Here is a 20686-nt window from a genome sequence, read left to right as displayed (position 1 = left end):
CCGAACCCGTCAGTGCGCCGCGCGTACGCGCAACGCGCGGGCGAGGTCGTCGAGTTCGTCGGCGAGGGAGCGGTGCAGGGCGGGGGTGAGGGAGTCGTCGGCCAGGCACCGCTGCCCCAGGTCCAGGGTGCCGGGGTCGGTGAAGGGGCGGGGGAAGCCGTGCCGTCCCAGTGCCTGGGCGATGGCGGGGCCGCGGCGGGCGGCGAGGGCGGGGGCCTGGTCGAAGTAGCGGGGGACGTAGTCGCGCAGCAGGTCCTGCTGCTCTGCGTGCCAGAAGCCCTGGAAGGTGGCTTTGAGCAGGTAGTTGGAGAGGGTGTCGGCCTCGTCGAACACCGCCTGCCAGGCGGCTTCCTTGGCTGCGGGGTCGGGCAGGGCCGCGCGGCAGCGTGCGGCTCCCTCGGTGCCGGTGGCGCTGGGGTCGGCGTCGTGGGCGGCGCCGATGTCGGAGGTGTTCACGGCGCCGAGAACGGCGAGGCGGTGCAGGAGCCGCCAGCGCAGTTCGTGGTCGAGGGGGTGTCCGCCGGGGAGGGTGCCGGTGGTCCACCAGTGGTGGAGGTCGCGGGGGGTGGTGGCGCTGTCGATGGCGGCGCGTACGGCGGTCAGTCGGACTCCCCCGTCGCGTCCGCCGCCGGCCGGTCCGTGCTCCAGCAGGGCGCGGGCGAGGTCGGTGAGGGTCTCCAGGGCGGCGGTGCGCTGCTCCGGCGGCAGGTAGCGGTCGGCGATCTCGTGGCGGGCGAAGTCCAGGACGCCGGCGACGACGGCGTCGTCCTTCTCGTGGGGCAGGTGGGCGCGTGCGGTGTCCAGGTAGTCGGCGGGCGGCAGCCGGCCGTCACGGACCATGTCGCGGGCGGCGTTCCAGACGGTGGCGCGGGTGAGCGGGTCGGGCAGGTGGGTCAGGGCGCGCCGCACGGTACGCCAGGAGTCGGCGTCCAGGCGGACCTTGGCGTAGGTGAGGTCGCGGTCGTTGAGGAGGACGAGGTCGGGGCGGGGGCCGTCGGCGGTGAGGGTGTGGCCGCTGTCGGCGGGAATGTCGGCGGTGAGTGGTTCGCGGGGTGTCAGACGGCTCGCCGCTCCGGTGCCGTCGAGGTCGTAGAGGCCGACGGTGAGGCGGTGGGGGCGGTTGCCGGTGTGGGCGGTCTCCAGGTGCCAGTGGCGGCCGTCGGCGGTGATGTGCGGGGTGAGGGTGTCGACGCCGGTGGTGCGCAGCCAGCGGTCGGCCCAGGAGTGGACGTCGCGGCCGGAGGCGCGGGCGAGGGAGTCGAGGAAGTCCGCGAGGGTGGCGTTGCCGAAGCGGTGGCGGGCGAAGTGGTCGTTGATGCCGGCGAGGAATGCCTTCTCGCCGAGCCAGGTGACCAGCTGGCGCAGTGCGGAGGCGCCCTTGGCGTAGGAGATGCCGTCGAAGTTGAGCAGGGCGGTGGCGGTGTCGGGCACCGCCTCGGGTTCGGGGGCGACGGGGTGGGTGGAGGGGCGCTGGTCGGCGTCGTAGCCCCAGGATTTGCGGTCGACGGCGAACTCGGTCCAGGTGCCGGTGAAGCGGGTGGCCTCGGTGATGATCTGGTAGCCCATGTACTCGGCGAAGGACTCGTTGAGCCAGATGTCGTCCCACCAGCGCAGGGTGACCAGGTCGCCGAACCACATGTGGGCCATCTCGTGGGCGATGGTCACGGCACGGTTCTGGAGCTGGGTGTCGGTGACGGCGGAGCGGTGGACGTATTCGTCGCGGAAGGTGACCAGTCCGGGGTTCTCCATGGCGCCGGCGTTGAACTCGGGGACGAAGGCCTGCTCGTAGGAGTCGAAGGGGTATGGCTCGTCGAAGATCTGGTGGTAGCGGTCGAAGCAGGCGCGGGTGATGTCGAGCAGTTCCTGCGCGTCGTCGTCGAGGTGGCTGCCCAGGGACTGGCGTACGTGCAGGCCGAAGGGGATGCCGGCGTGCTCTGTGCGCACCGAGTGCCAGGGGCCGGCGGCCAGTGCCATGAAGTAGGTGCTCAGCGGTGGGGTGGTGGCGCACTCCCAGCGGCCGGGTTCTCCTTCGACGCGGTGGGCGGTGCCGTTGCCGAGGACGGTCCATTCCTCGGGGGCCGTGGCGGTGACGGTGAAGGGGGCCTTGAGGTCGGGCTGGTCGAAGGCGGCGAAGACGCGGGGGGCTTCGGTCTGGAAGCACATGGTGTAGAGGTAGGTGCGGCCGTCGGCGGGGTCGGTGAAGCGGTGCATGCCCTCGCCGGTGCGCGAGTAGGCCATGTCGGCCTCGATGCGCAGTTCGTGTTCGCCCGCGTTCAGGCCGGTCAGCGGCAGGCGCCCGTCGGCGAGGGAGGCGGTGTCGAGTGCGTGTCCGTCGAGGACGGCCCGGTGGAGGGTGTGGGGCCGTACCTCGACGAAGGTGTCGCCCGCTTCGCGGGTGGTGAAGCGGACGGTGGTGGTGGAGCCGAAGGTCTCTTCGCCCCGGGTCAGGTCCAGGTCGACGGTGTAGTGCCGGACGTCGATGAGCCGGGCTCGGCTCCGCGCCTCTTCTCGGGTCAGTGCGGGCATGCCGCTCATGCTGCCGTATCGGCCGTGCGGGCCGCACCGGGTATCCCAGCCGTGCCTTCCGCCGGGTCTTCCGGCCGCAACCTCGTGGCCGAAGCCGTGCGGCCGCCGGCGGTCAGGAGCGGGCGATGGTCTCGTGGTGGCGGATGACCTCGGCGATGATGAAGTTCAGCAGCTTCTCGGCGAAGGCCGGGTCGAGTTTGGCGTTCTCGGCGAGGGAGCGGAGCCGGGCGATCTGCTGGGCCTCGCGGGCGGGGTCGGCGGGGGGCAGTCGGTGTTCGGCCTTGAGGCGGCCGACCTGCTGGGTGCACTTGAACCGCTCGGCGAGCATGTGCACCACGGCGGCGTCGATGTTGTCGATGCTGTCGCGCAGCCGGGTGAGCTCTGCCTGCACCGACGGGTCGATCTCGCTGTTCGTCATGGTCACCGACTCTATGCGTTTCCGGCTTCGCCTCCGTGCCCGTTCCGGTGGGCGGATACGGGCCGCGCGAGCCGCGGCGTGCCGGGGGTGCGGTGCTCCGTGCGGTGCGGCATAGGGTCGGGTCATGAGCCCTTCCATCGCCACCAACACCCGTGTCGGACTCGACGAGCTGCTGGACTTCGTGCGTCCCCGCCACCGGGCGGTGCTGCTGACCCGCCGTGCCGACGGCTCTCCGCAGGGGTCGCCGGTGTCGTGCGGGGTGGACGGCGCGGGGCGGATCGTGGTGTCGACGTATCCCGAGCGCGCCAAGGCGCGCAACGCGCGCCGTGATCCGGCCGTGAGCGTGATCGTGCTGTCGGAGGACTTCGACGGCCCGTGGGTGCAGGTGGACGGCACCGCCGAGGTGCTGGACGTGCCCGAGGCGGTGGAGCCGCTGGTGGAGTACTACCGGGCGATCGCGGGTGAGCATCCGGACTGGGACGAGTACCGCGAGGCGATGGTGCGGCAGGGCAAGTCGCTGCTGCGGATCACTCCGGTGCGCTGGGGTCCGGTGGCCACGGGGGGTTTCCCGGCGCGTCTGGCGGAGGGCGGCTGATCCGTGCTCGGACATGCCGCGGCGCCGGCCCCCGGTCGGGGAGGGGGTCGGCGCCGCGGGGTGTGCCTCCGTGGCGGTGCGGACCGGTCGGCCGGGGTGGCCGGCCGGTCCGCGCCGTACGGACGGTCGGGGTGGGTCAGACGGTCAGTGCGCGGTCGGTCGGCCTGACCGGGGCCGGCAGGGAGCTGGCGCCGGTCAGGTAGCGGTCCACGGCCCTGGCCGCGGAGCGGCCTTCGGCGATGGCCCACACGATCAGGGACTGGCCGCGGCCGGCGTCGCCGGCGACGTAGACGCCGTCCACGCCTGTGGCGTAGTCGGCGTCGCGGGCGACGTTGCCGCGCTGGTCCAGTTCCAGGCCGAACTGCTCGACCAGGCCGTTGTCCTTGTCGATGCCGGTGAAGCCCATGGCCAGGGTGACGAGCTGGGCCGGGATGCGCTTCTCGGTGCCCGGCTTGGGCGTCGGCCTGCCGTCGATGAACTCGACCTCGACCAGGTGCAGGGCCTGGACGTTGCCGTCCTCGTCGCCCTCGAAGTGGGTGGTGGAGACGGAGTAGACCCTCTCGCCGCCTTCTTCGTGGGCGGAGGTGACCTTGTAGAGCATGGGGAAGGTGGGCCAGGGCTGGCCGACCGGGTCGCGCTCGTCGCCTGGCCGGGGCATGATCTCCAGCTGGGTGACGGAGGCCGCGCCCTGGCGGTGGGCGGTGCCGACGCAGTCGGCGCCGGTGTCGCCGCCGCCGATGACGACGACGTGCTTGCCCTCGGCGGTGATCGGCGGGGTGATGTAGTCGCCTTCCTGGACCTTGTTGGCCAGGGGCAGGTACTCCATCGCCTGGTGGACGCCGTTCAGTTCGCGGCCGGGGACGGGCAGGTCGCGGGCGGTGGTGGAGCCGGCTGCGATGACGACGGCGTCGTAGCGCTTGCGCAGGTCGGCGGCGTCGATGTCGCGGCCGACCTCCACTCCGGTGCGGAACTTGGTGCCCTCCGCGCGCATCTGCTCGATGCGGCGGTTGATGTGGCGCTTCTCCATCTTGAACTCGGGGATGCCGTAGCGCAGCAGTCCGCCGACGCGGTCGGCGCGCTCGTAGACGGCGACCGTGTGTCCGGCGCGGGTGAGCTGCTGGGCGGCGGCCAGGCCGGCGGGTCCGGAGCCGATGACGGCGACGGTCTTGCCCGACAGGCGCTCGGGCGGCTGCGGGGTGACGCCGCCGGCCTCCCATGCCTTGTCGATGATGGTGACCTCGACGTTCTTGATGGTCACCGGGGGCTGGTTGATGCCCAGTACGCAGGCGGACTCGCACGGGGCCGGGCACAGCCGCCCGGTGAACTCGGGGAAGTTGTTGGTCGCGTGCAGCCGTTCGCCGGCGGCCTGCCAGTCCCCGCGCCAGGCGTAGTCGTTCCACTCGGGGATGAGGTTGCCCAGCGGGCAGCCGTTGTGGCAGAAGGGGATGCCGCAGTCCATGCACCGGCCGGCCTGCTTGCCGATGATCGGCAGCAGGGAGCCGGGGACGTAGACCTCGTTCCAGTCCTTGACCCGCTCGGGTACGGGGCGGGTCTCGGCGACCTCGCGGTCGGTGTTGAGGAAGCCCTTGGGATCAGCCATTGGTCGCCGCCTCCATCATCTTCTCGTGGGTCTCGGCCTGGGAGAGTCCGGCTCGCTCGGCGGCGTCCTTGGCGGCGAGCACTGCCTTGTAGGTACGGGGGATGATCTTGCTGAAGCGTTCGGCGGCGGTCTCCCAGTCCGCGAGCAGCTTCTCCGCGACGGTGGAGCCGGTCTCCTCGTGGTGGCGGCGCACGGCGTCGTGCAGCCACTGCCGGTCGGTGTCGTCGAGGGGTTCGACGGCCGCGGCGATGTCGGGGTTGACGTTGTCGGCGTCGAGGTCGATGACGTACGCGGTGCCGCCGGACATGCCGGCGCCGAAGTTGCGGCCGGTGCGGCCCAGGACGACGGCCGTGCCGCCGGTCATGTACTCGCAGCCGTGGTCGCCCACGCCCTCGGAGACCACCAGCGCGCCGGAGTTGCGGACGCAGAAGCGTTCGCCGACGCTGCCGCGCAGGAACATCTCGCCGCCGGTGGCGCCGTAGGCGAGGGTGTTGCCCGCGATGGTGGAGTACTCGGCCAGGTGGGAGGCGCCGCGGTCGGGGCGGACGACGACGCGTCCGCCGGAGAGGCCCTTGCCGACGTAGTCGTTGGCGTCGCCCTCCAGGCGGAGGGTGATTCCGCGCGGCAGGAAGGCGCCGAAGGACTGGCCGGCGGAGCCGGTGAAGGTGATGTCGATGGTGTCGTCGGGCAGGCCGGCGCCGCCGAACCTCCTTGTCACCTCGTGGCCGAGCATGGTGCCGACCGTGCGGTTGATGTTGCGGATGGGCACCTGGGCGCGCACCGGGCGGGCGTCCTCGGCGGTGTCGGCCGACAGGGCGTCGGCGGCGAGCTTGATCAGCTGGTTGTCCAGGGCCTTGGCCAGGCCGTGGTCCTGGGGGACGATCTGGTGGCGGGCGGCGCCCTCGGGCAGTTCGGGGACGTGCAGCAGCGGGGCCAGGTCGAGTCCCTGGGCCTTCCAGTGGTCGACCGCGCGGCTGACGTCGAGGACCTCGGCGTGGCCGATGGCCTCGTCCAGGCTGCGGAAGCCGAGTTCGGCCAGGAGCTCGCGGACCTCCTCGGCGATGAACTCGAAGAAGTTCACCACGTGGTCGGCCTTGCCGCTGTAGCGGCTGCGCAGCACCGGGTTCTGGGTGGCGATGCCCACGGGGCAGGTGTCCAGGTGGCACACGCGCATCATCACGCAGCCGGAGACGACCAGCGGGGCGGTGGCGAAGCCGTACTCCTCAGCGCCCAGCAGGGCGGCGATGACCACGTCGCGGCCGGTCTTGAGCTGGCCGTCGGTCTGGACGACGATGCGGTCGCGCAGGCCGTTGAGCAGCAGGGTCTGCTGGGTCTCGGCCAGGCCCAGCTCCCAGGGGCCGCCCGCGTGCTTGAGGGAGGTCAGCGGGGAGGCGCCGGTGCCTCCGTCGTGGCCGGAGATCAGCACGACGTCGGCGTGGGCCTTGGACACGCCCGCCGCGACCGTGCCGACGCCGACCTCGGAGACCAGCTTCACGTGGATGCGGGCGGCGGGGTTGGCGTTCTTCAGGTCGTGGATGAGCTGGGCGAGGTCCTCGATGGAGTAGATGTCGTGGTGCGGCGGCGGGGAGATGAGCCCGACGCCGGGGGTGGAGTGCCGGGTCCTGGCGACCCAGGGGTAGACCTTGTGGCCGGGCAGCTGGCCGCCCTCGCCGGGCTTGGCGCCCTGGGCCATCTTGATCTGGATGTCGTCGGAGTTGACCAGGTACTCGGAGGTGACTCCGAAGCGGCCGGAGGCGACCTGCTTGATCGAGGAGCGGCGGGCCGGGTCGTACAGCCGCTCGGGGTCCTCGCCGCCCTCGCCGGTGTTGGACTTGGCGCCCAGCCGGTTCATGGCGATGGCGAGGGTCTCGTGGGCCTCCTGGGAGATGGAGCCGTAGGACATGGCGCCGGTGGAGAACCGCTTGACGATCTCGGAGACGGGCTCGACCTCCTCGACGGGGATCGAGGGGCGCTCGGACTTCAGGCCGAACAGGCCGCGCAGTGTCATCAGGCGTTCGGACTGCTCGTCCACGCGCCGGGTGTACTGCTTGAAGATGTCGTAGCGGCGGGTGCGGGTGGCGTGCTGGAGGCGGAAGACCGTCTCCGGGTCGAACAGGTGCGGCTCGCCCTCGCGGCGCCACTGGTACTCGCCGCCGATGTCCAGGTTGCGGTGGGCCGGTGCGATGCCGGAGGCCGGGTAGGCCTTGGCGTGGCGGGCGGCGACCTCCTTGGCGACGACGTCCAGGCCGGCGCCGCCGATCTTGGTGGCGGTGCCGTGGAAGTAGGTGTCGACGAAGTCCTGCTCCAGGCCGACGGCCTCGAAGACCTGGGCGCCGCGGTAGGAGGCGACGGTGGAGATGCCCATCTTGGACATGACCTTCAGCACGCCCTTGCCGAGTGCCTTGATCAGGTTGCGGATGGCGGTCTCGGGGTCGGTGTCGCCGGGCAGGAAGGTGCCGGCGCGGACGAGGTCCTCGACGGTCTCCATGGCCAGGTAGGGGTTGACCGCGGCGGCTCCGTAGCCGATGAGCAGGGCGACGTGGTGGACCTCGCGGACGTCTCCGGCCTCGACCAGCAGGCCCACCTGGGTGCGCTGCTTGGTACGGATGAGGTGGTGGTGGACGGCGGAGGTGAGCAGCAGCGACGGGATCGGGGCGTGCTCGGCGTCGCTGTGGCGGTCGGACAGGACGATCAGGCGGGCGCCGTCGGTGATGGCGGCCTCGGCCTCGGCGCAGATCTCGTCGATCCGCTCGGCCAGGGCCGCTCCCCCGCCGCCGACGCGGTAGAGGCCGGAGAGGGTGACGGCCTTCATGCCCGGCATGTCGCCGTCGGCGTTGATGTGGACGAGCTTGGCGAGTTCGTCGTTGTCGATCACCGGGAAGGGCAGGGTGACGCTGCGGCAGGAGGCCGCGGTGGGCTCCAGCAGGTTGCCCTGGGGGCCGAGGGAGGAGATCAGCGAGGTGACCAGTTCCTCGCGGATGGCGTCCAGCGGCGGGTTGGTGACCTGGGCGAACAGCTGGGTGAAGTAGTCGAAGATCAGCCTGGGGCGTGTGGAGAGCGCGGCGATGGGCGAGTCGGTGCCCATCGAGCCGATCGGCTCGGCGCCGGTGCGGGCCATCGGGGCGAGCAGGACGCGCAGCTCCTCCTCGGTGTAGCCGAAGGTCTGCTGGCGGCGGGTGACCGAGGCGTGGGTGTGGACGATGTGCTCGCGCTCGGGCAGGTCCTCGATCTCGATGATCCCGGCCTCGAGCCACTCCTGGTAGGGGTGCTCGGCGGCGAGGGAGGCCTTGATCTCGTCGTCCTCGATGATGCGGTGCTCGGCGGTGTCCACCAGGAACATGCGGCCGGGCTGGAGGCGGCCCTTGCGGACGACCCTGTCCTGGTCGATGTCCAGGACGCCGACCTCGGAGGAGAGGACGACCAGGCCGTCGTCGGTGACCCAGTAGCGTCCCGGGCGCAGTCCGTTGCGGTCCAGGACGGCGCCGACCTGGGTGCCGTCGGTGAAGGTGACGCAGGCCGGTCCGTCCCAGGGCTCCATCATCGTGGAGTGGTACTGGTAGAAGGCGCGGCGGGCGGGGTCCATGGAGGGGTGGTTCTCCCACGCCTCGGGGACCATCATCAGCACCGCGTGGGGCAGGGAGCGGCCGCCGAGGTGGAGCAGTTCCAGGACCTCGTCGAAGGAGGCGGAGTCGGAGGCGTCCGGGGTGCAGACGGGGAAGATCCGCTCCAGGTTCCCGGCGTCCTTGCCGCCGAAGAGGTCGGAGACGAGCTGGGACTCGCGGGCGCGCATCCAGTTGCGGTTGCCGCGGACGGTGTTGATCTCGCCGTTGTGGGCGACGAAGCGGTAGGGGTGGGCCAGCGGCCAGCTGGGGAAGGTGTTGGTGGAGAACCGCGAGTGGACCAGGGCGATGGCGCTGGCGAAGCGGCGGTCGGACAGGTCGGGGAAGAAGGGTTCGAGCTGCCCGGTGGTCAGCATGCCCTTGTAGACGATCGTCCGCGCGGACAGCGACGGGAAGTAGGTGCCGGCCTCGCGTTCGGCGCGCTTGCGCAGTACGAACGCCTTGCGGTCCAGGGCCAGACCGGTGTTCACCCCGTCGGCCACGAACAGCTGGCGGAAGGCGGGCATGGTGGCGCGCGCTCCGCTGCCCAGCAGCTGCGGGGCGACGGGGACCTCGCGCCAGCCCAGGACGTTCAGGCCCTCCTCGGCGGCGATCGTCTCGATGCGTGCGGCGGCCTCGGCGCCGGCGGTCTCACCGGTGGGGAGGAAGGCGATGCCCACGGCGTACGAGCCCGCCTCGGGCAGCTCGAAGCCGGCGGTCTCGCGCAGGAAGGCGTCGGGGACCTGGACCAGGATGCCCGCGCCGTCGCCGGAGTCGGCCTCGGCGCCGGTGGCGCCGCGGTGCTCCAGGTTCCGCAGGACGGTCAGGGCCTGGTCGACCAGCGTGTGGCTCGCCTCACCGGTGAGGGTGGCCACGAAGCCGACGCCGCAGGCGTCGTGCTCGTCGCGCGGGTCGTACATTCCCTGCTTGGCAGGGTAGGCCGTCAGGGGCGCAGCACGCATCGGCTCTCCCGTCGTCATGTGGGGCTTGGTGGCGTCTTCCGGACCGGGTCCGAAGGGCGCCGAGGGACGACGTTGGCCCTCTGCGGAACAAATTTTCGGTGCAGGTTACATGATGAGGTTTCTTCCGGAGGGCGGACACCTCGGTCCATCATGCGGACCTACGATGGGGGTCGAATCGGGCATACGGCGTACATCCGCCGCGTGGATTCGGGTGGCGCCGGCGACACTGCCAGAAGCGCTCGTTGTTCATTCCCAACGGTGACACGGCTGAAACCGGCGGGTAACAGATGAGTGGAGAATTCCGGAGTTGAACAGGTCACAGCCGGACGGGCCGCACCGGACGGGCCGGCCGGGTGCGGGTTCGCGCCGGGCTCACCCCACGGCGACCCCGAACAGGTTACCGAGCCCGTAGGTCACCGCGGCGGCCGCGCCGCCCAGGGCGAGCTGCCGCAGCCCGCTGTACCACCACGGGCGCACGGTGATCCTGGAGACCAGTACACCGCACAGGAACAGGCCCAGCAGCGCCACCAGCACGGCGGGCCACAGGGTGGCGGCGCCCAGCAGGTAGGGCAGCACGGGGATCAGTGCGCCCACCGCGAAGGCGCCGAAGGAGGAGACCGCGGCGACCGTGGGCGAGGGCAGCTCGCCCGGGTCCACGCCCAGCTCCTCGCGCGCGTGGATCTCCAGGGCCTGTTCGGGGTCCCGGGACAGCTGCTCGGCGACCTCCGCCGCCAGCTTGGGTTCCACTCCCCTGCCCACGTACAGCTCGGCCAGCTCCCGCTGCTCGTCCTCGGGGTTGCGGCGAAGTTCGCGGCGCTCCACGTCCAGCTCGGCCAGGACCAGCTCGCGCTGGGAGGCCACCGAGGTGTACTCGCCGGCCGCCATGGAGAAGGCTCCGGCCGCCAGTCCGGCCAGACCGCTGATGATGATCACGGAGCGGTCCACGTTGCCGCCCGCGACACCTGTCATCAGGGCGAGGTTGGAGACCAGCCCGTCCATCGCCCCGAAGACGGCCGGGCGCAGCCAGCCGCCCGTCACGTCACGGTGGGTGTGGTTGTCGCGGTGCGCGGAGTTCGGGGCTCCGGGCCGCAGGGTGATCTCGGCCTCGTCTTTGGCCATCGACGACATCCGCCTGCGCCTCCTGTGTCCCCCGTCCGGTGTCCGACGTCTCGACCGTACGTCCATCTTGGGGTGCGATTCCAGCAAGGCAGGCCGAACTTACCTCGCTGACCTGGGCTTTCGCCGCCGCGCGGAGAAGGCCCAGGTCGCGCCGGAGGGGCGCGGCCCGGGCCTGTGCGGTTCTCCGGCGCGACCGGGGTCAGCCGGCGGCGGAGGCGGACGCGCCGCCGGAGGAGGAAGAGGACTCCGGGGTCTCGGCGGCGGAGGCGGACTCGGCGCGCTCCGGCCCGGCCTCCGGGTCCTTCGCGGTGTTCTTCCCGCCCTCCGCGGGGCCTCCGGCACCGCCGTCGGCGCCGCCGTCGGTGTCATCGCCGGTGCTGTCGTCCGCGCTGCCGCCGGTCTCCCGCGCCACCGGCTCCACCACGTCCTCACGCCCCGGGCGGAGCCTGGCCGAGAGGACGATGTAGGCCACCGCGCCCAGGAAGACCGCGATCGAGGTCCAGTTGTTCAGACGCAGGCCCAGGATCTGGTGGGCCTCGTCGATGCGCAGGTACTCGATCCAGAAACGCCCCGCCGTGTAGGCCGCGACGTACAGGGCGAAGGCGCGGCCGTGGCCGAGGCGGAAGCGGCGGTCGGCCCAGATCACCAGCAGGGCCACGCCCACGCACCACAGTGACTCGTACAGGAAGGTGGGGTGGAAGGTGCCGGTGTCGACGCCGTTGTCGATCTCCACCGCCCACGGCAGGTCCGTGGGGCGCCCGTACAGCTCCTGGTTGAACCAGTTGCCCCAGCGGCCGATGGCCTGGGCGAGCGCGATGCCGGGCGCGATGGCGTCCGCGTAGGCGGGCAACGGGATGCCCCGCCTGCGGCAGGCGATCCAGGCGCCCACCGCGCCCAGCGCGATCGCCCCCCAGATGCCGAGGCCGCCCTCCCAGATCTTGAAGGCGTCGACCCAGTCACGGCCCTCGCCGAAGTAGAGCTGGTAGTCGGTGACGACGTGGTAGAGACGGCCGCCGACCAGGCCGAACGGCACCGCCCACACGGCGATGTCGGCGACCGTGCCGGGCTGCCCGCCCCGGGCGACCCAGCGCTTCCCGCCGAGCCAGACCGCGACGAAGACGCCGAGGATGATGCAGAACGCGTAGCCCCGCAGCGGGATCGGTCCGATGACGATCTCGCCCGACGACGGGCTGGGGATGAAGGCAAGGGTTTCCATGACCCCACGAACGCTACCGTGCCGGGCCCCGGGGAGGCCGCTTCACCCGGCAACGGGTGCGTAACGCGCGTGCGGGTGGTGTGAAGCCCCGCGGCGCGCACGAGAGGCGGTGCGGGGACGGCCCTCGTCCGGCGTGCGCTCCGCCGCCGCTTCCCCCGCGAGGGTGACCGCTCGGCGCGGAAAGGCGACCGTTCGGCGCACGACGGTCTACCGTTCGGCGCGCGTATCCGGCGTTCGCCGCACACCGCGATCAGCTTCTTCACCGCGAGTGTGACGCACCTTACGTTCCCCGCATTCCTTTTCCGCTCCCGTACGTCGTGTCGTATCGCGTCGTGTCGATGAAGGAGGCGGCAGTGTCCGCAGACCGTCTACAACAAACCCTGGACCCCGCCGGGGACGCGGAGGACCGCATGGTGGCCATGCACAGCGATCCGCGTTTCGACCAGCTCAGGCGGAGCCTGATGAGGTTCGTGCTCCCGGTGAGCGTCGGCTTCCTCGTCTGGTACCTGCTGTACGTGCTGATGTCCGCCTACGCCCGTGACGTGATGGCCACGGTCCTGTTCGGCGATGTCAACGTGGCCCTGGTGTTCGGGATCCTCCAGTTCGTCAGCACCTTCGGCATCGCGATCATGTACGCGCGCTACGCCGACCGGAAGGTCGACCCGCTCGCGGACGACCTGCGGGCCGAGCTGACCGGTGCGCCCGCGGCCTCCACCGCCGGCCGGACGGGAGGACGGGCATGACGACCGCCGCTTCCCACGTGCTCCTGGCGGCCGAAGAGGTCAGCTCCAGCAGCCGCACCCTGACCATCCTGGTGTTCGTCGTCATGATCGCCGTGACGCTCGGCGTCACGGTGTGGGCGGGCCGCCAGACGAAGTCCGCGGCCGACTTCCACTCCGGCGGGCGCGAGTTCAGCGGTATGCAGAACGGCTTCGCCATCGGCAGCGACTACATGTCCGCCGCCTCCTTCCTGGGCATCGCGGGCATGATCGCGCTGTTCGGCTACGACGGCTTCCTCTACTCCATCGGCTTCCTCGTCGCCTGGCTGGTGGCCCTGCTGCTGGTCGCCGAGCTGCTGAGGAACTCCGGCCGGTTCACCATGGCGGACGTGCTGTCGTACCGGATGCAGCAGCGCCCGGTGCGCACAGCCGCGGCCGTGTCCACCATCACCGTGTCGATCTTCTACCTGCTGGCCCAGATGGTCGGCGCCGGCGCGGTCGTCGCCCTTCTGCTGGGCATCCAGCCGGGCGAGACGTACCTGGGCATGGACGCCGACACCGCCAAGATCGTGGGCATCGTCGTCGTCGGCATCCTGATGACCCTGTACGTGACCTTCGGCGGCATGAAGGGCACCACCTGGGTGCAGATCATCAAGGCCGGCATGCTGATGGGCGGCACCATCATCCTGGCCGCCCTGGTGATGGCCATCTACGGCTTCGACTTCGGCGAGCTGATGAGCGACGCCGCGAACGCCAGCGGCGCCGGGCAGTCCTTCCTGGAACCGGGGCTGCGGTACGGCGTCGAGGTGCCCGGGGACGCCCTGCAGACGATGTGGAACAAGCTCGACCTGATCAGCCTGGGCATGGCCCTGGTGCTGGGCACCGCGGGCCTGCCGCACATCCTGATCCGCTTCTACACCGTCCCGGACTCCAAGGCCGCCCGTAAGTCCGTCAACTGGGGCATCGGCCTGATCGGCTCGTTCTACCTGATGACCCTGATCCTGGGCTTCGGCGCCGCGGCCCTGGTGGGCAAGGAGGCCATCACCGCCCAGGACGCGGCGGGCAACACCGCCGCGCCGCAGCTGGCCCGGGAGGTCGGTGAGCACTTCGGCGGCGAGTTCTTCGGCTCGGTGATGCTGGCGGTCATCGCGGCCGTCGCCTTCGCGGCGATCCTGTCCACGGTGGCCGGCCTGGTCATCGCCTCCTCCTCGTCCCTGGCGCACGACTTCTACAACAGCGTGGTGCGCAAGGGCCGGGCGTCCGAGCACGAGGAGATCAAGGTCGCCCGCCTGTCGGCCTTCGGCATCGGTGCCGCGTCGATCGTCCTGGCGATCTTCGCCCAGAGCCTCAACGTGGCCTTCCTGGTCGGTCTGGCCTTCGCGATCGCCGCCTCGGCCAACCTGCCGACCCTGCTGCTGAGCCTGTTCTGGAAGCGGTTCAACACCCGGGGCGCGGTCGCCGGCATCTACGGCGGTCTGATCAGCGCGGTGGGTCTGGTGATCTTCTCCCCGGTGTTCTCCGGCACCGAGAAGGCGCTGCTCCCGGGCATCGACATCGCCTGGTTCCCGCTGTCCAACCCGGGCCTGGTGTCCATTCCGCTCGGTCTGCTGTGCGCGATCGTCGGCACGCTGTCCTCGGGCGAGAGCAACCCGCGGCGCTTCGCCGAGCTCCAGGTGCGGGCCCTGACCGGGGCCGGCGCCGAGGGCGCGGCCAGGCACTGACCGCATCCCGGACCGGGCCCGCCCCATCCCCCCGGGGCGGGCCCTTCGGGCCCCCGGTGGCGGGTGCTTCTGTGCCGGCGTGACCCCCCACATCCTGGCGCCGGTCCCGCCACCGGGCCCCACGGGGAGTCCTTCGAAGCAGGTTCGAGGGACTCCCCATCGCCATTTGTCGCGTTATACGGTCGCACTGTGGTCAGAGGATCGTGGAGAGGCGGGCGGGCGGGCCGGGGTGGCCCGGCCGGGTCCGGCCTGCCCGGGACGATCGGCGTCCTGCGGGAGGTGCGGCTGATCGGCGCGGACCTCCAGGACGGTCTGCACGGCAGCCGGGCCCTGGCCGCGGTCCGCCGGATCCGGCGGCTGGTGGGCGCCGAGGCCGTCGTGCTCGCCGATCTCGACGGGCCCGTCGCCCGGCACGGCGCGCTGCCGGAGGGCACCGACCTGGACGCGGTGCTCGCCCAGGTGTACGAGCACGGCACCGTCTTCCGCAAGCCCCCGCTGTGCGCGGCCCCGCTGCTGGTGGCGGACGAGCTGACCGGCTGCCTGGTGGTGGGCGGTTCCGCGGACGGGCGGGCGCTGGACGAGACCGAGGTGGCCGAGGTGGCCGAGCTGGTGTCGCAGGCGCTGGACCACACCGAGCTGCGCAGCGCCCGCGCCCGGATCGCGGCGGCGGACCTGCGCACCCTGCGGGCCCAGATATCCCCGCACTTCGTCCACAACTCCCTGGCCGTCATCGCCGCGCACATCCGCACCGATCCCGGCCGCGCCCGCCGCCTGCTCACCGACTTCGCCGACTACCTGCGCTACAGCTTCTCCACGGCCGGCGACTACGTGACGGTCGCCGACGAGCTCCAGGCCACCCAGACGTACCTGGAGCTGCAGCGCGCCCGGTTCGACGACCGGATGGAGATCACCGTCCGGATGGCTCCGGAGATTCTTCCCGTCGCCATCCCCTTCCTCGTCGTCCAGCCCATAGTGGAAAATGCCGTGCGCCACGGTCTGGAGAAGAAGGCCGGACCCGGGCACATCGGCGTCTCGGGGTTCGGCGAGGGCCCGCTGTGCGTCATCGAGATCGAGGACGACGGCGTGGGCATGGAGCCGGAACTCGCACGGGCGATCCTCGCCGGAGTCGGTCCTCCTGCCAGGAACGTCGGTCTGGCCAACGTGGACCGGCGACTCCGTACCGTGTACGGACCGGAGTACGGCCTCGTCATCGAGACCGCGCCCGGCAACGGCACCAAGGTGACCATCAGGGTGCCGCGATTCATGCGAGGAGTGGTTACCGAATGAGCAGCGCGCCGCGGGCCCTTCAGGTCCTCGTCGTCGAGGACGAGGCGTCCACCCGCGAGGAGCTCGCCGACCTCCTGGCGGACACACCGGAGGTCGGCGAGGTGTACGCCGCCGAGAGCGGCGCCCGGGCGGTGCAGCTGCTGGGCGCGACCGCCTTCGACGCCGTCTTCCTGGACATCTCCATGCCGGGGCTGGACGGCATGGACGTGGCCCGGGTCATCAGCCAGCTCTCGGCGCCGCCCTCCATCGTCTTCGTCACCGCCTCGGAGTCCCACGCCATCGAGGCGTTCGGCATCGGGGCGGTGGACTACCTGCTCAAGCCCGTCCGGCCCGAGCGGCTGGCCGAGTCGGTGGCCCGGATCGGCGCCACCGGGCGGGCGGCGGCGGGCGGCGGCGCGCACGAGGCGGAGGGGCCGCGGGAGGAGCTGGCGGTCGTCCAGATCGACCACGGTCGCCGGACGGTGTTCGTGCGGCGCGACGACGTCCAGTTCGTGGAGGCGCACGGCGACTACATACGGCTGCACACCGGGCAGGGCACGCATCTGATCCGGCTGTCGCTGTCGTATCTGGAGGAGATATGGGCTCCGGCCGGCTTCGTGCGGGTGCACCGCGGCTATCTGGTGGCCGTCGGCTGGGTCCACGACCTGCGGGTCACCAGCTCCTCGGGGCTGGTGGCGTGCACTCCGGCCGGTGACGTGCCGGTCAGCCGCAGGCATGCCCGGAGCCTGAAGGAGCAGTTGCTGGAGGCGGCGCGCAGCGGACGGCTGGGCAGGGCGGCCCGGTGAAGAGCCCGGTCAAGGGCGGCCAGCTCGGCGGCCCGCGCCGGGTGAAGGTCACCAGCCCGCAGACCCGTATCGCCCTGGCCCGCGGGCACCGCCGCCATCCGCAGCTGCTGCCGCTGCCCGCGCCGGCCGACGCCGAGGCCGCCCGCGCCGTGTTCGCCGCGCAGCGCCGCACCGCGCTGCGGACGGTGGCCCTGCTGGGGGCGGTGCTGTTCGGCTCCAGCGGGACGATCGCGGCGCTGCCGGTGCTGGACCGGCTCCATGTGGCGGGCGTGCCGGTGTCGTGGCTGGTGCTGGTGGTGGCCACCTACCCGGTGCTGCTGCTGCTCGCCCTGTGCCATGTGCGCCGTGCCGAGCGCGCGGAGAGCTCCGCGGGCGCGGGCGCGGGTGTGGCCGCGGGCGCGGGCGCGGCCTCGGGCACGGGCGCGGGTGGCGGCCCGTGACCGCCGTGACCGCGATCGGCCTGGTCCTGGCCGCCAGCCTGGCCATCGGCCTGTACGGCGTCCACGCGGCCCGCACCAGCCCGGACTTCCTCGTCGCCTCCCGCCGCATCGCCCCCGGCTGGAACGCCATGGCGATCGCCGGGGAGTACGTGTCGGCCGCCTCGGTGCTCGGTCTGGCCGGGCTGATGCTCAAGGACGGCGTCGGGGCGATGTGGTACGCCGTCGGCTTCACCGCCGGGTACGTCGCGGTGGTGGCGCTGGTGGCCGGGCCGATGCGGCGCTCGGGGGCGTTCACGGTGCCCGACTTCGCCGAGTACCGGCTGGGCTCGCCGGCGATCCGCAAGCTGTGCGGGGTGATCGTGCTGGTGATCATGTGGCTCTATCTGGTGCCGCAGTTCAAGGGCGCCGGTGTGGTCCTGAGCCTGGTCAGCGGCACTCCGTACTGGGTGGGCGTGGTGCTGGCCGGGCTGGTGGTGAGCGCGTCGATCGCGGTGGGCGGCATGCGGTCGGCCACCTACGTCCAGGCGTTCCACTACCTGGTCAAGCTGGCCTTCATCGCCGTGCCGGCGATCTACCTGATCGTGCACGTCGGTGCGGACACGCGCGCCGAGGCGCTGCGGCCGGTCCGGGAGACGGGCCCGGCCGCCGAGGAGTGGACCCGCCCGCTGATCGACATCCAGGGGGCGGGGATGCCGCTGCTGTCCACCTGGTCGGTGCTGCTGGCCACCACGCTGGGGGCCATCGGGCTGCCCCATGTGATCATGCGCTTCCACACCAGCCCCACGGCCCGGGCCGCCCGGCGGGTGGCCGTGCTGGTGATCGGCCTGCTGGGCCTGTTCTACCTGTTCCCGGCCGTCTACGGGCTGCTGGGGCGGGTACTGACCCCGCACCTGGTGCACAGCAACGCCACCGACACCGTCTCCGTCGTCCTGCCCGGGGCGGCCGTGCCGGGGACGCTGGGGAGCGTGCTGACGGCGCTGGTGGCCACCGGCGCGTTCGCCGCGTTCCTGTCCACCTCCTCCGGGCTGCTGCTGGCCCTGGCCGGAGGGCTCTCCCACGATCTGTTCGGCGGCGGGGTGACCAGGCTGCGGCTGGCGGTGGCGGCGGGGGCGCTGGTGGCGGTGCTGCTGTCGCTGCCCGCCGCACACCTGGACATCAACGTGGTGGTCGGCTGGGCGTTCGCGGTGGCGGCCTCCACGTTCTGCCCGCTGCTGGTGCTGGGCATCTGGTGGACGCGGCTGACGGTCGCGGGCGCGGCGGCCGGGCTGGCCACCGGGGTGGTCACGGCGACGGGGGCCGCGGTGCTGTCCGCCCTCACGCAGCCGTCGTCGGCCTGGCTGACCGTGCTGCTGGCCCAGCCCGCCGCCTGGACCGTTCCGCTGGCGTTCCTCACGATGATCGCGGTCTCGCTGCGCGGCGTTCCGGCCGACTGGTCCGAGCGCGCCGTGCTGCGGCTGCACGCCCCCTGACGCGCGCACGGGCTCCGAGGGGGTACGCGAGCGCCCGGGAGGCGCGCGGGCCCGAGGGCGTGCGGCCGTCCGCCGTACGCCCCCGGGCCCGTTTCCGTGCCTTCGGCCCGCTCAGCCGCGGCGCCGTACGCCCTCGGCCAGCTCTCCGGCGAGTTCGCGGACCGCGGCCAGGCCGGCGTCCAAGTCGCCCTCGTGGTCCAGCAGCCGCTTGACGAAGGCCGAGCCGACGATGACGCCGTCCGCGAAGGCGGCCACCTCCGCGGCCTGCCGCGCGTTCGAGACGCCCAGTCCGACGCAGACCGGCAGGTCGGTGGTGGCGCGGGTGCGGCGCACCAGCTCCTGTGCCTCCTGCCCCACCGACTCGCGGGTGCCGGTGACGCCCATCAGGGATGCGGCGTAGACGAAGCCGCTGCCGGCCTCGGTGATCCTCGCCAGCCGCTCGTCACGGCTGCTGGGGGCGACCACGAAGACGGTCGCCAGACCGTGCTGCTCGGCGGCCTTGCGCCACACCTCGGACTCCTCGACCGGCAGGTCGGGCAGGATGCAGCCGGCGCCGCCCGCCTCGGCCAGCTCGGCGGCGAACCGCTCGGCGCCGTAGCGGTCGACGGGGTTCCAGTACGTCATGCACAGCACCGGCGCGCCGGTGGCGGCGTGCGTCTCGCGCACGGTGCGCAGCACGTCCGCGATGCGCACCCCGCCGCGCAGGGCGATGTCGTCGGCGGTCTGGATGACCGGCCCGTCCAGCACCGGGTCGCTGTGCGGCAGTCCGACCTCGACGATGTCGCAGCCGCCCTCCAGCAGGGCGGTGCAGGCGGCGATGCCGCCGTCCACGGTGGGGAAGCCCGCGGGCAGGTAGCCCACCAGGGCGGCCCGCCCCTCGTCCTTCGCCTGTGCCAGGACGCGTCCCAGCAGTTCCGCACGGCCCGCCATCACTCGGCCCCCTTCGCGGTGTCCGCACCGTCGTACAGCCCGAAGTAGCGGGCGGCGGTGTCCATGTCCTTGTCGCCGCGGCCGGAGAGGTTCACCAGCAGCAGCCCCTCCGGCCCCAGCTCGCGGCCGACCTCCAGCGCGCCGGCCAGCGCGTGCGCGCTCTCGATGGCCGGGATGATGCCCTCGGTCTCCGACAGCAGGCGCAGCGCCCGCATCGCCTCGTCGTCGGTGACCGGGCGGTACTCGCCGCGCCCGGTGTCCTTGAGGTAGGAGTGCTCGGGACCGATGCCGGGGTAGTCCAGGCCGGCGGAGATGGAGTACGGCTCGGTGATCTGGCCCTCGTCGTCCTGCAGGACGTAGGAGCGCGAGCCGTGCAGGATGCCCGGCTCGCCGGCCGTGAGGGTGGCCGCGTGCTCGCCGGAGTCCACGCCGTGCCCGGCGGCCTCCAGGCCGATCAGGCGCACGGAGGTGTCGGGGATGAAGGCGTGGAACAGGCCGATGGCGTTGGAGCCGCCGCCGACGCAGGCCAGCGCGGCGTCCGGCAGCCGCCCGGTGCGCTGGAGGATCTGCCGCCGGGCCTCGACGCCGATGACGCGGTGGAAGTCGCGCACCAGGGCCGGGAAGGGGTGGGGGCCGGCGACGGTGCCGAAGAGGTAGTGGGTGCGGTCGACGTTGGCGACCCAGTCGCGGAACGCCTCGTTGATGGCGTCCTTCAGGGTTCGGCTGCCGGATGTGACGGGGACGACCTCGGCGCCCAGCATCCGCATCCGGGCGACGTTGAGCGCCTGGCGCTGGGTGTCGATCTCACCCATGTAGATGGTGCACTCCAGGCCGAACAGGGCGCAGGCGGTCGCGGTGGCGACGCCGTGCTGGCCCGCGCCGGTCTCGGCGATGACGCGGGTCTTGCCCATGCGCCGGGTCAGCAGCGCCTGTCCCAGCACGTTGTTGATCTTGTGTGAGCCGGTGTGGTTGAGGTCCTCGCGCTTGAGGAAGACCCGGGCTCCGCCCGCGTGCTCGGCGAACCGCCGCACCTCGGTCAGCGCGCTGGGCCGGCCGGTGTAGTTGACGAGCAGGTCCTCCAGCTCGGCGGCGAAGGCGGGGTCGGCCTTGGCCTTCTCGTACTCGGCGGCGACCTCGTCCACGGCGGCGACGAGCGCCTCCGGGATGAACTTGCCGCCGAAGGCGCCGAAGTAGCCCTCGGCGGTCGGCACCCGGCCCTCGGGGTCGGGAACGAAGAAGTCGGTGGACATCCGACATGCTCCTTGTCGGGGCGCATGCCCCAGGAAGGGGTGGTCACGTG

Annotated in this window: 15 protein-coding genes; 7 read left to right on the top strand and 8 right to left on the bottom strand. The window is 72.1% G+C overall.

The window, feature by feature from the left end; genetic code table 11:
- Positions 1-9 precede the first annotated feature (9 nt).
- Positions 10-2526 (bottom strand): aminopeptidase N, encoded by a 2517-nt coding sequence (gene pepN, locus ACW69E_RS06840; RefSeq protein ID WP_457497284.1) that lies wholly within the window; start codon positions 2524-2526, stop codon positions 10-12.
- A gap of 112 nt (positions 2527-2638) precedes the next feature.
- The gene (locus ACW69E_RS06835) at positions 2639-2944 is read right to left on the bottom strand and encodes a chorismate mutase (protein WP_101257704.1); all 306 of its coding nucleotides are present in this window, start codon (positions 2942-2944) and stop codon (positions 2639-2641) included.
- 124 nt (positions 2945-3068) lie between these two features.
- Here ACW69E_RS06835 and ACW69E_RS06830 point away from each other — a divergent pair, with 124 nt between their 5' ends.
- Positions 3069-3539 (top strand): PPOX class F420-dependent oxidoreductase, encoded by a 471-nt coding sequence (locus tag ACW69E_RS06830; RefSeq protein ID WP_457497283.1) that lies wholly within the window; start codon positions 3069-3071, stop codon positions 3537-3539.
- A 136-nt stretch (positions 3540-3675) separates the two neighbouring features.
- On the opposite strand, the gene ACW69E_RS06825 is transcribed toward ACW69E_RS06830, so the two are convergent.
- From ACW69E_RS06825 to lgt, 4 genes are all read right to left on the bottom strand, one after another.
- Entirely contained in the window at positions 3676-5139 is a 1464-nt protein-coding gene (locus tag ACW69E_RS06825) for a glutamate synthase subunit beta (protein WP_457497282.1), read from the bottom strand.
- Positions 5132-9700, bottom strand: coding sequence for a glutamate synthase large subunit (gene gltB, locus ACW69E_RS06820; RefSeq protein ID WP_457497281.1), 4569 nt, complete (start codon positions 9698-9700; stop codon positions 5132-5134). Before gltB ends, ACW69E_RS06825 begins: the two co-directional genes overlap by 8 nt.
- A gap of 372 nt (positions 9701-10072) precedes the next feature.
- Positions 10073-10819: a VIT1/CCC1 transporter family protein gene (locus tag ACW69E_RS06815; protein ID WP_457497280.1), complete on the bottom strand. Its 747-nt coding sequence runs from the start codon at positions 10817-10819 to the stop codon at positions 10073-10075.
- A gap of 199 nt (positions 10820-11018) precedes the next feature.
- Complete coding sequence (lgt, locus tag ACW69E_RS06810) at positions 11019-12035, bottom strand: prolipoprotein diacylglyceryl transferase (protein WP_457497279.1); 1017 nt, start codon at positions 12033-12035, stop codon at positions 11019-11021.
- Between the two features lie 353 nt (positions 12036-12388).
- Between lgt and ACW69E_RS06805 the strand changes: the two genes are divergently transcribed.
- From ACW69E_RS06805 to ACW69E_RS06780, 6 genes are all read left to right on the top strand, one after another.
- A complete protein-coding gene (locus tag ACW69E_RS06805) occupies positions 12389-12778 on the top strand; it encodes a DUF485 domain-containing protein (RefSeq protein ID WP_457497278.1) in 390 nt (129 codons plus the stop codon).
- Positions 12775-14475, top strand: coding sequence for a solute symporter family protein (locus ACW69E_RS06800; protein WP_457497277.1), 1701 nt, complete (start codon positions 12775-12777; stop codon positions 14473-14475). Before ACW69E_RS06805 ends, ACW69E_RS06800 begins: the two co-directional genes overlap by 4 nt.
- Before the next feature lie 189 nt (positions 14476-14664).
- Entirely contained in the window at positions 14665-15762 is a 1098-nt protein-coding gene (locus ACW69E_RS06795) for a sensor histidine kinase (protein WP_457497276.1), read from the top strand.
- Positions 15759-16547, top strand: a complete 789-nt coding sequence (locus ACW69E_RS06790) for a LytR/AlgR family response regulator transcription factor (protein WP_457497275.1) — start codon at positions 15759-15761, stop codon at positions 16545-16547. Before ACW69E_RS06795 ends, ACW69E_RS06790 begins: the two co-directional genes overlap by 4 nt.
- Complete coding sequence (locus tag ACW69E_RS06785; RefSeq protein ID WP_457497274.1) at positions 16544-16987, top strand: hypothetical protein; 444 nt, start codon at positions 16544-16546, stop codon at positions 16985-16987. The genes ACW69E_RS06790 and ACW69E_RS06785 overlap by 4 nt, the downstream gene beginning before the upstream one ends.
- Positions 16984-18456: a sodium/solute symporter gene (locus tag ACW69E_RS06780; protein WP_457497273.1), complete on the top strand. Its 1473-nt coding sequence runs from the start codon at positions 16984-16986 to the stop codon at positions 18454-18456. Before ACW69E_RS06785 ends, ACW69E_RS06780 begins: the two co-directional genes overlap by 4 nt.
- Positions 18457-18567: 111 nt before the next feature.
- Here ACW69E_RS06780 and trpA read toward each other — a convergent pair whose 3' ends face one another.
- Together trpA and trpB are read right to left on the bottom strand one after the other, a co-directional pair.
- On the bottom strand, positions 18568-19386 hold the full coding sequence (trpA, locus tag ACW69E_RS06775; RefSeq protein WP_457497272.1) for a tryptophan synthase subunit alpha: 819 nt from the start codon (positions 19384-19386) through the stop codon (positions 18568-18570).
- Positions 19386-20636 carry a tryptophan synthase subunit beta gene (gene trpB, locus ACW69E_RS06770; RefSeq protein ID WP_457497271.1) on the bottom strand — a complete coding sequence of 417 codons (1251 nt, stop codon included), beginning with the start codon at positions 20634-20636 and terminating at the stop codon, positions 19386-19388. The genes trpA and trpB overlap by 1 nt, the downstream gene beginning before the upstream one ends.
- Positions 20637-20686 lie beyond the last annotated feature (50 nt).

This window comes from Streptomyces sp. SS8, assembly GCF_054072955.1.
This window is presented reverse-complemented; position numbering and strand designations above follow the sequence as displayed.

Bases quoted from the DNA above. Each gene is read 5' to 3' on its own strand.
- lgt (WP_457497279.1), bottom strand. From the start codon at position 12,035: ATGGAAACCCTTGCCTTCATCCCCAGCCCGTCGTCGGGCGAGATCGTC.
- gltB (WP_457497281.1), bottom strand. From the start codon at position 9,700: ATGCGTGCTGCGCCCCTGACGGCCTACCCTGCCAAGCAGGGAATGTAC.
- pepN (WP_457497284.1), bottom strand. From the start codon at position 2,526: ATGCCCGCACTGACCCGAGAAGAGGCGCGGAGCCGAGCCCGGCTCATC.
- ACW69E_RS06835 (WP_101257704.1), bottom strand. From the start codon at position 2,944: ATGACGAACAGCGAGATCGACCCGTCGGTGCAGGCAGAGCTCACCCGG.
- ACW69E_RS06790 (WP_457497275.1), top strand. From the start codon at position 15,759: ATGAGCAGCGCGCCGCGGGCCCTTCAGGTCCTCGTCGTCGAGGACGAG.
- ACW69E_RS06825 (WP_457497282.1), bottom strand. From the start codon at position 5,139: ATGGCTGATCCCAAGGGCTTCCTCAACACCGACCGCGAGGTCGCCGAG.
- trpA (WP_457497272.1), bottom strand. From the start codon at position 19,386: ATGGCGGGCCGTGCGGAACTGCTGGGACGCGTCCTGGCACAGGCGAAG.
- trpB (WP_457497271.1), bottom strand. From the start codon at position 20,636: ATGTCCACCGACTTCTTCGTTCCCGACCCCGAGGGCCGGGTGCCGACC.
- ACW69E_RS06815 (WP_457497280.1), bottom strand. From the start codon at position 10,819: ATGGCCAAAGACGAGGCCGAGATCACCCTGCGGCCCGGAGCCCCGAAC.
- ACW69E_RS06800 (WP_457497277.1), top strand. From the start codon at position 12,775: ATGACGACCGCCGCTTCCCACGTGCTCCTGGCGGCCGAAGAGGTCAGC.
- ACW69E_RS06830 (WP_457497283.1), top strand. From the start codon at position 3,069: ATGAGCCCTTCCATCGCCACCAACACCCGTGTCGGACTCGACGAGCTG.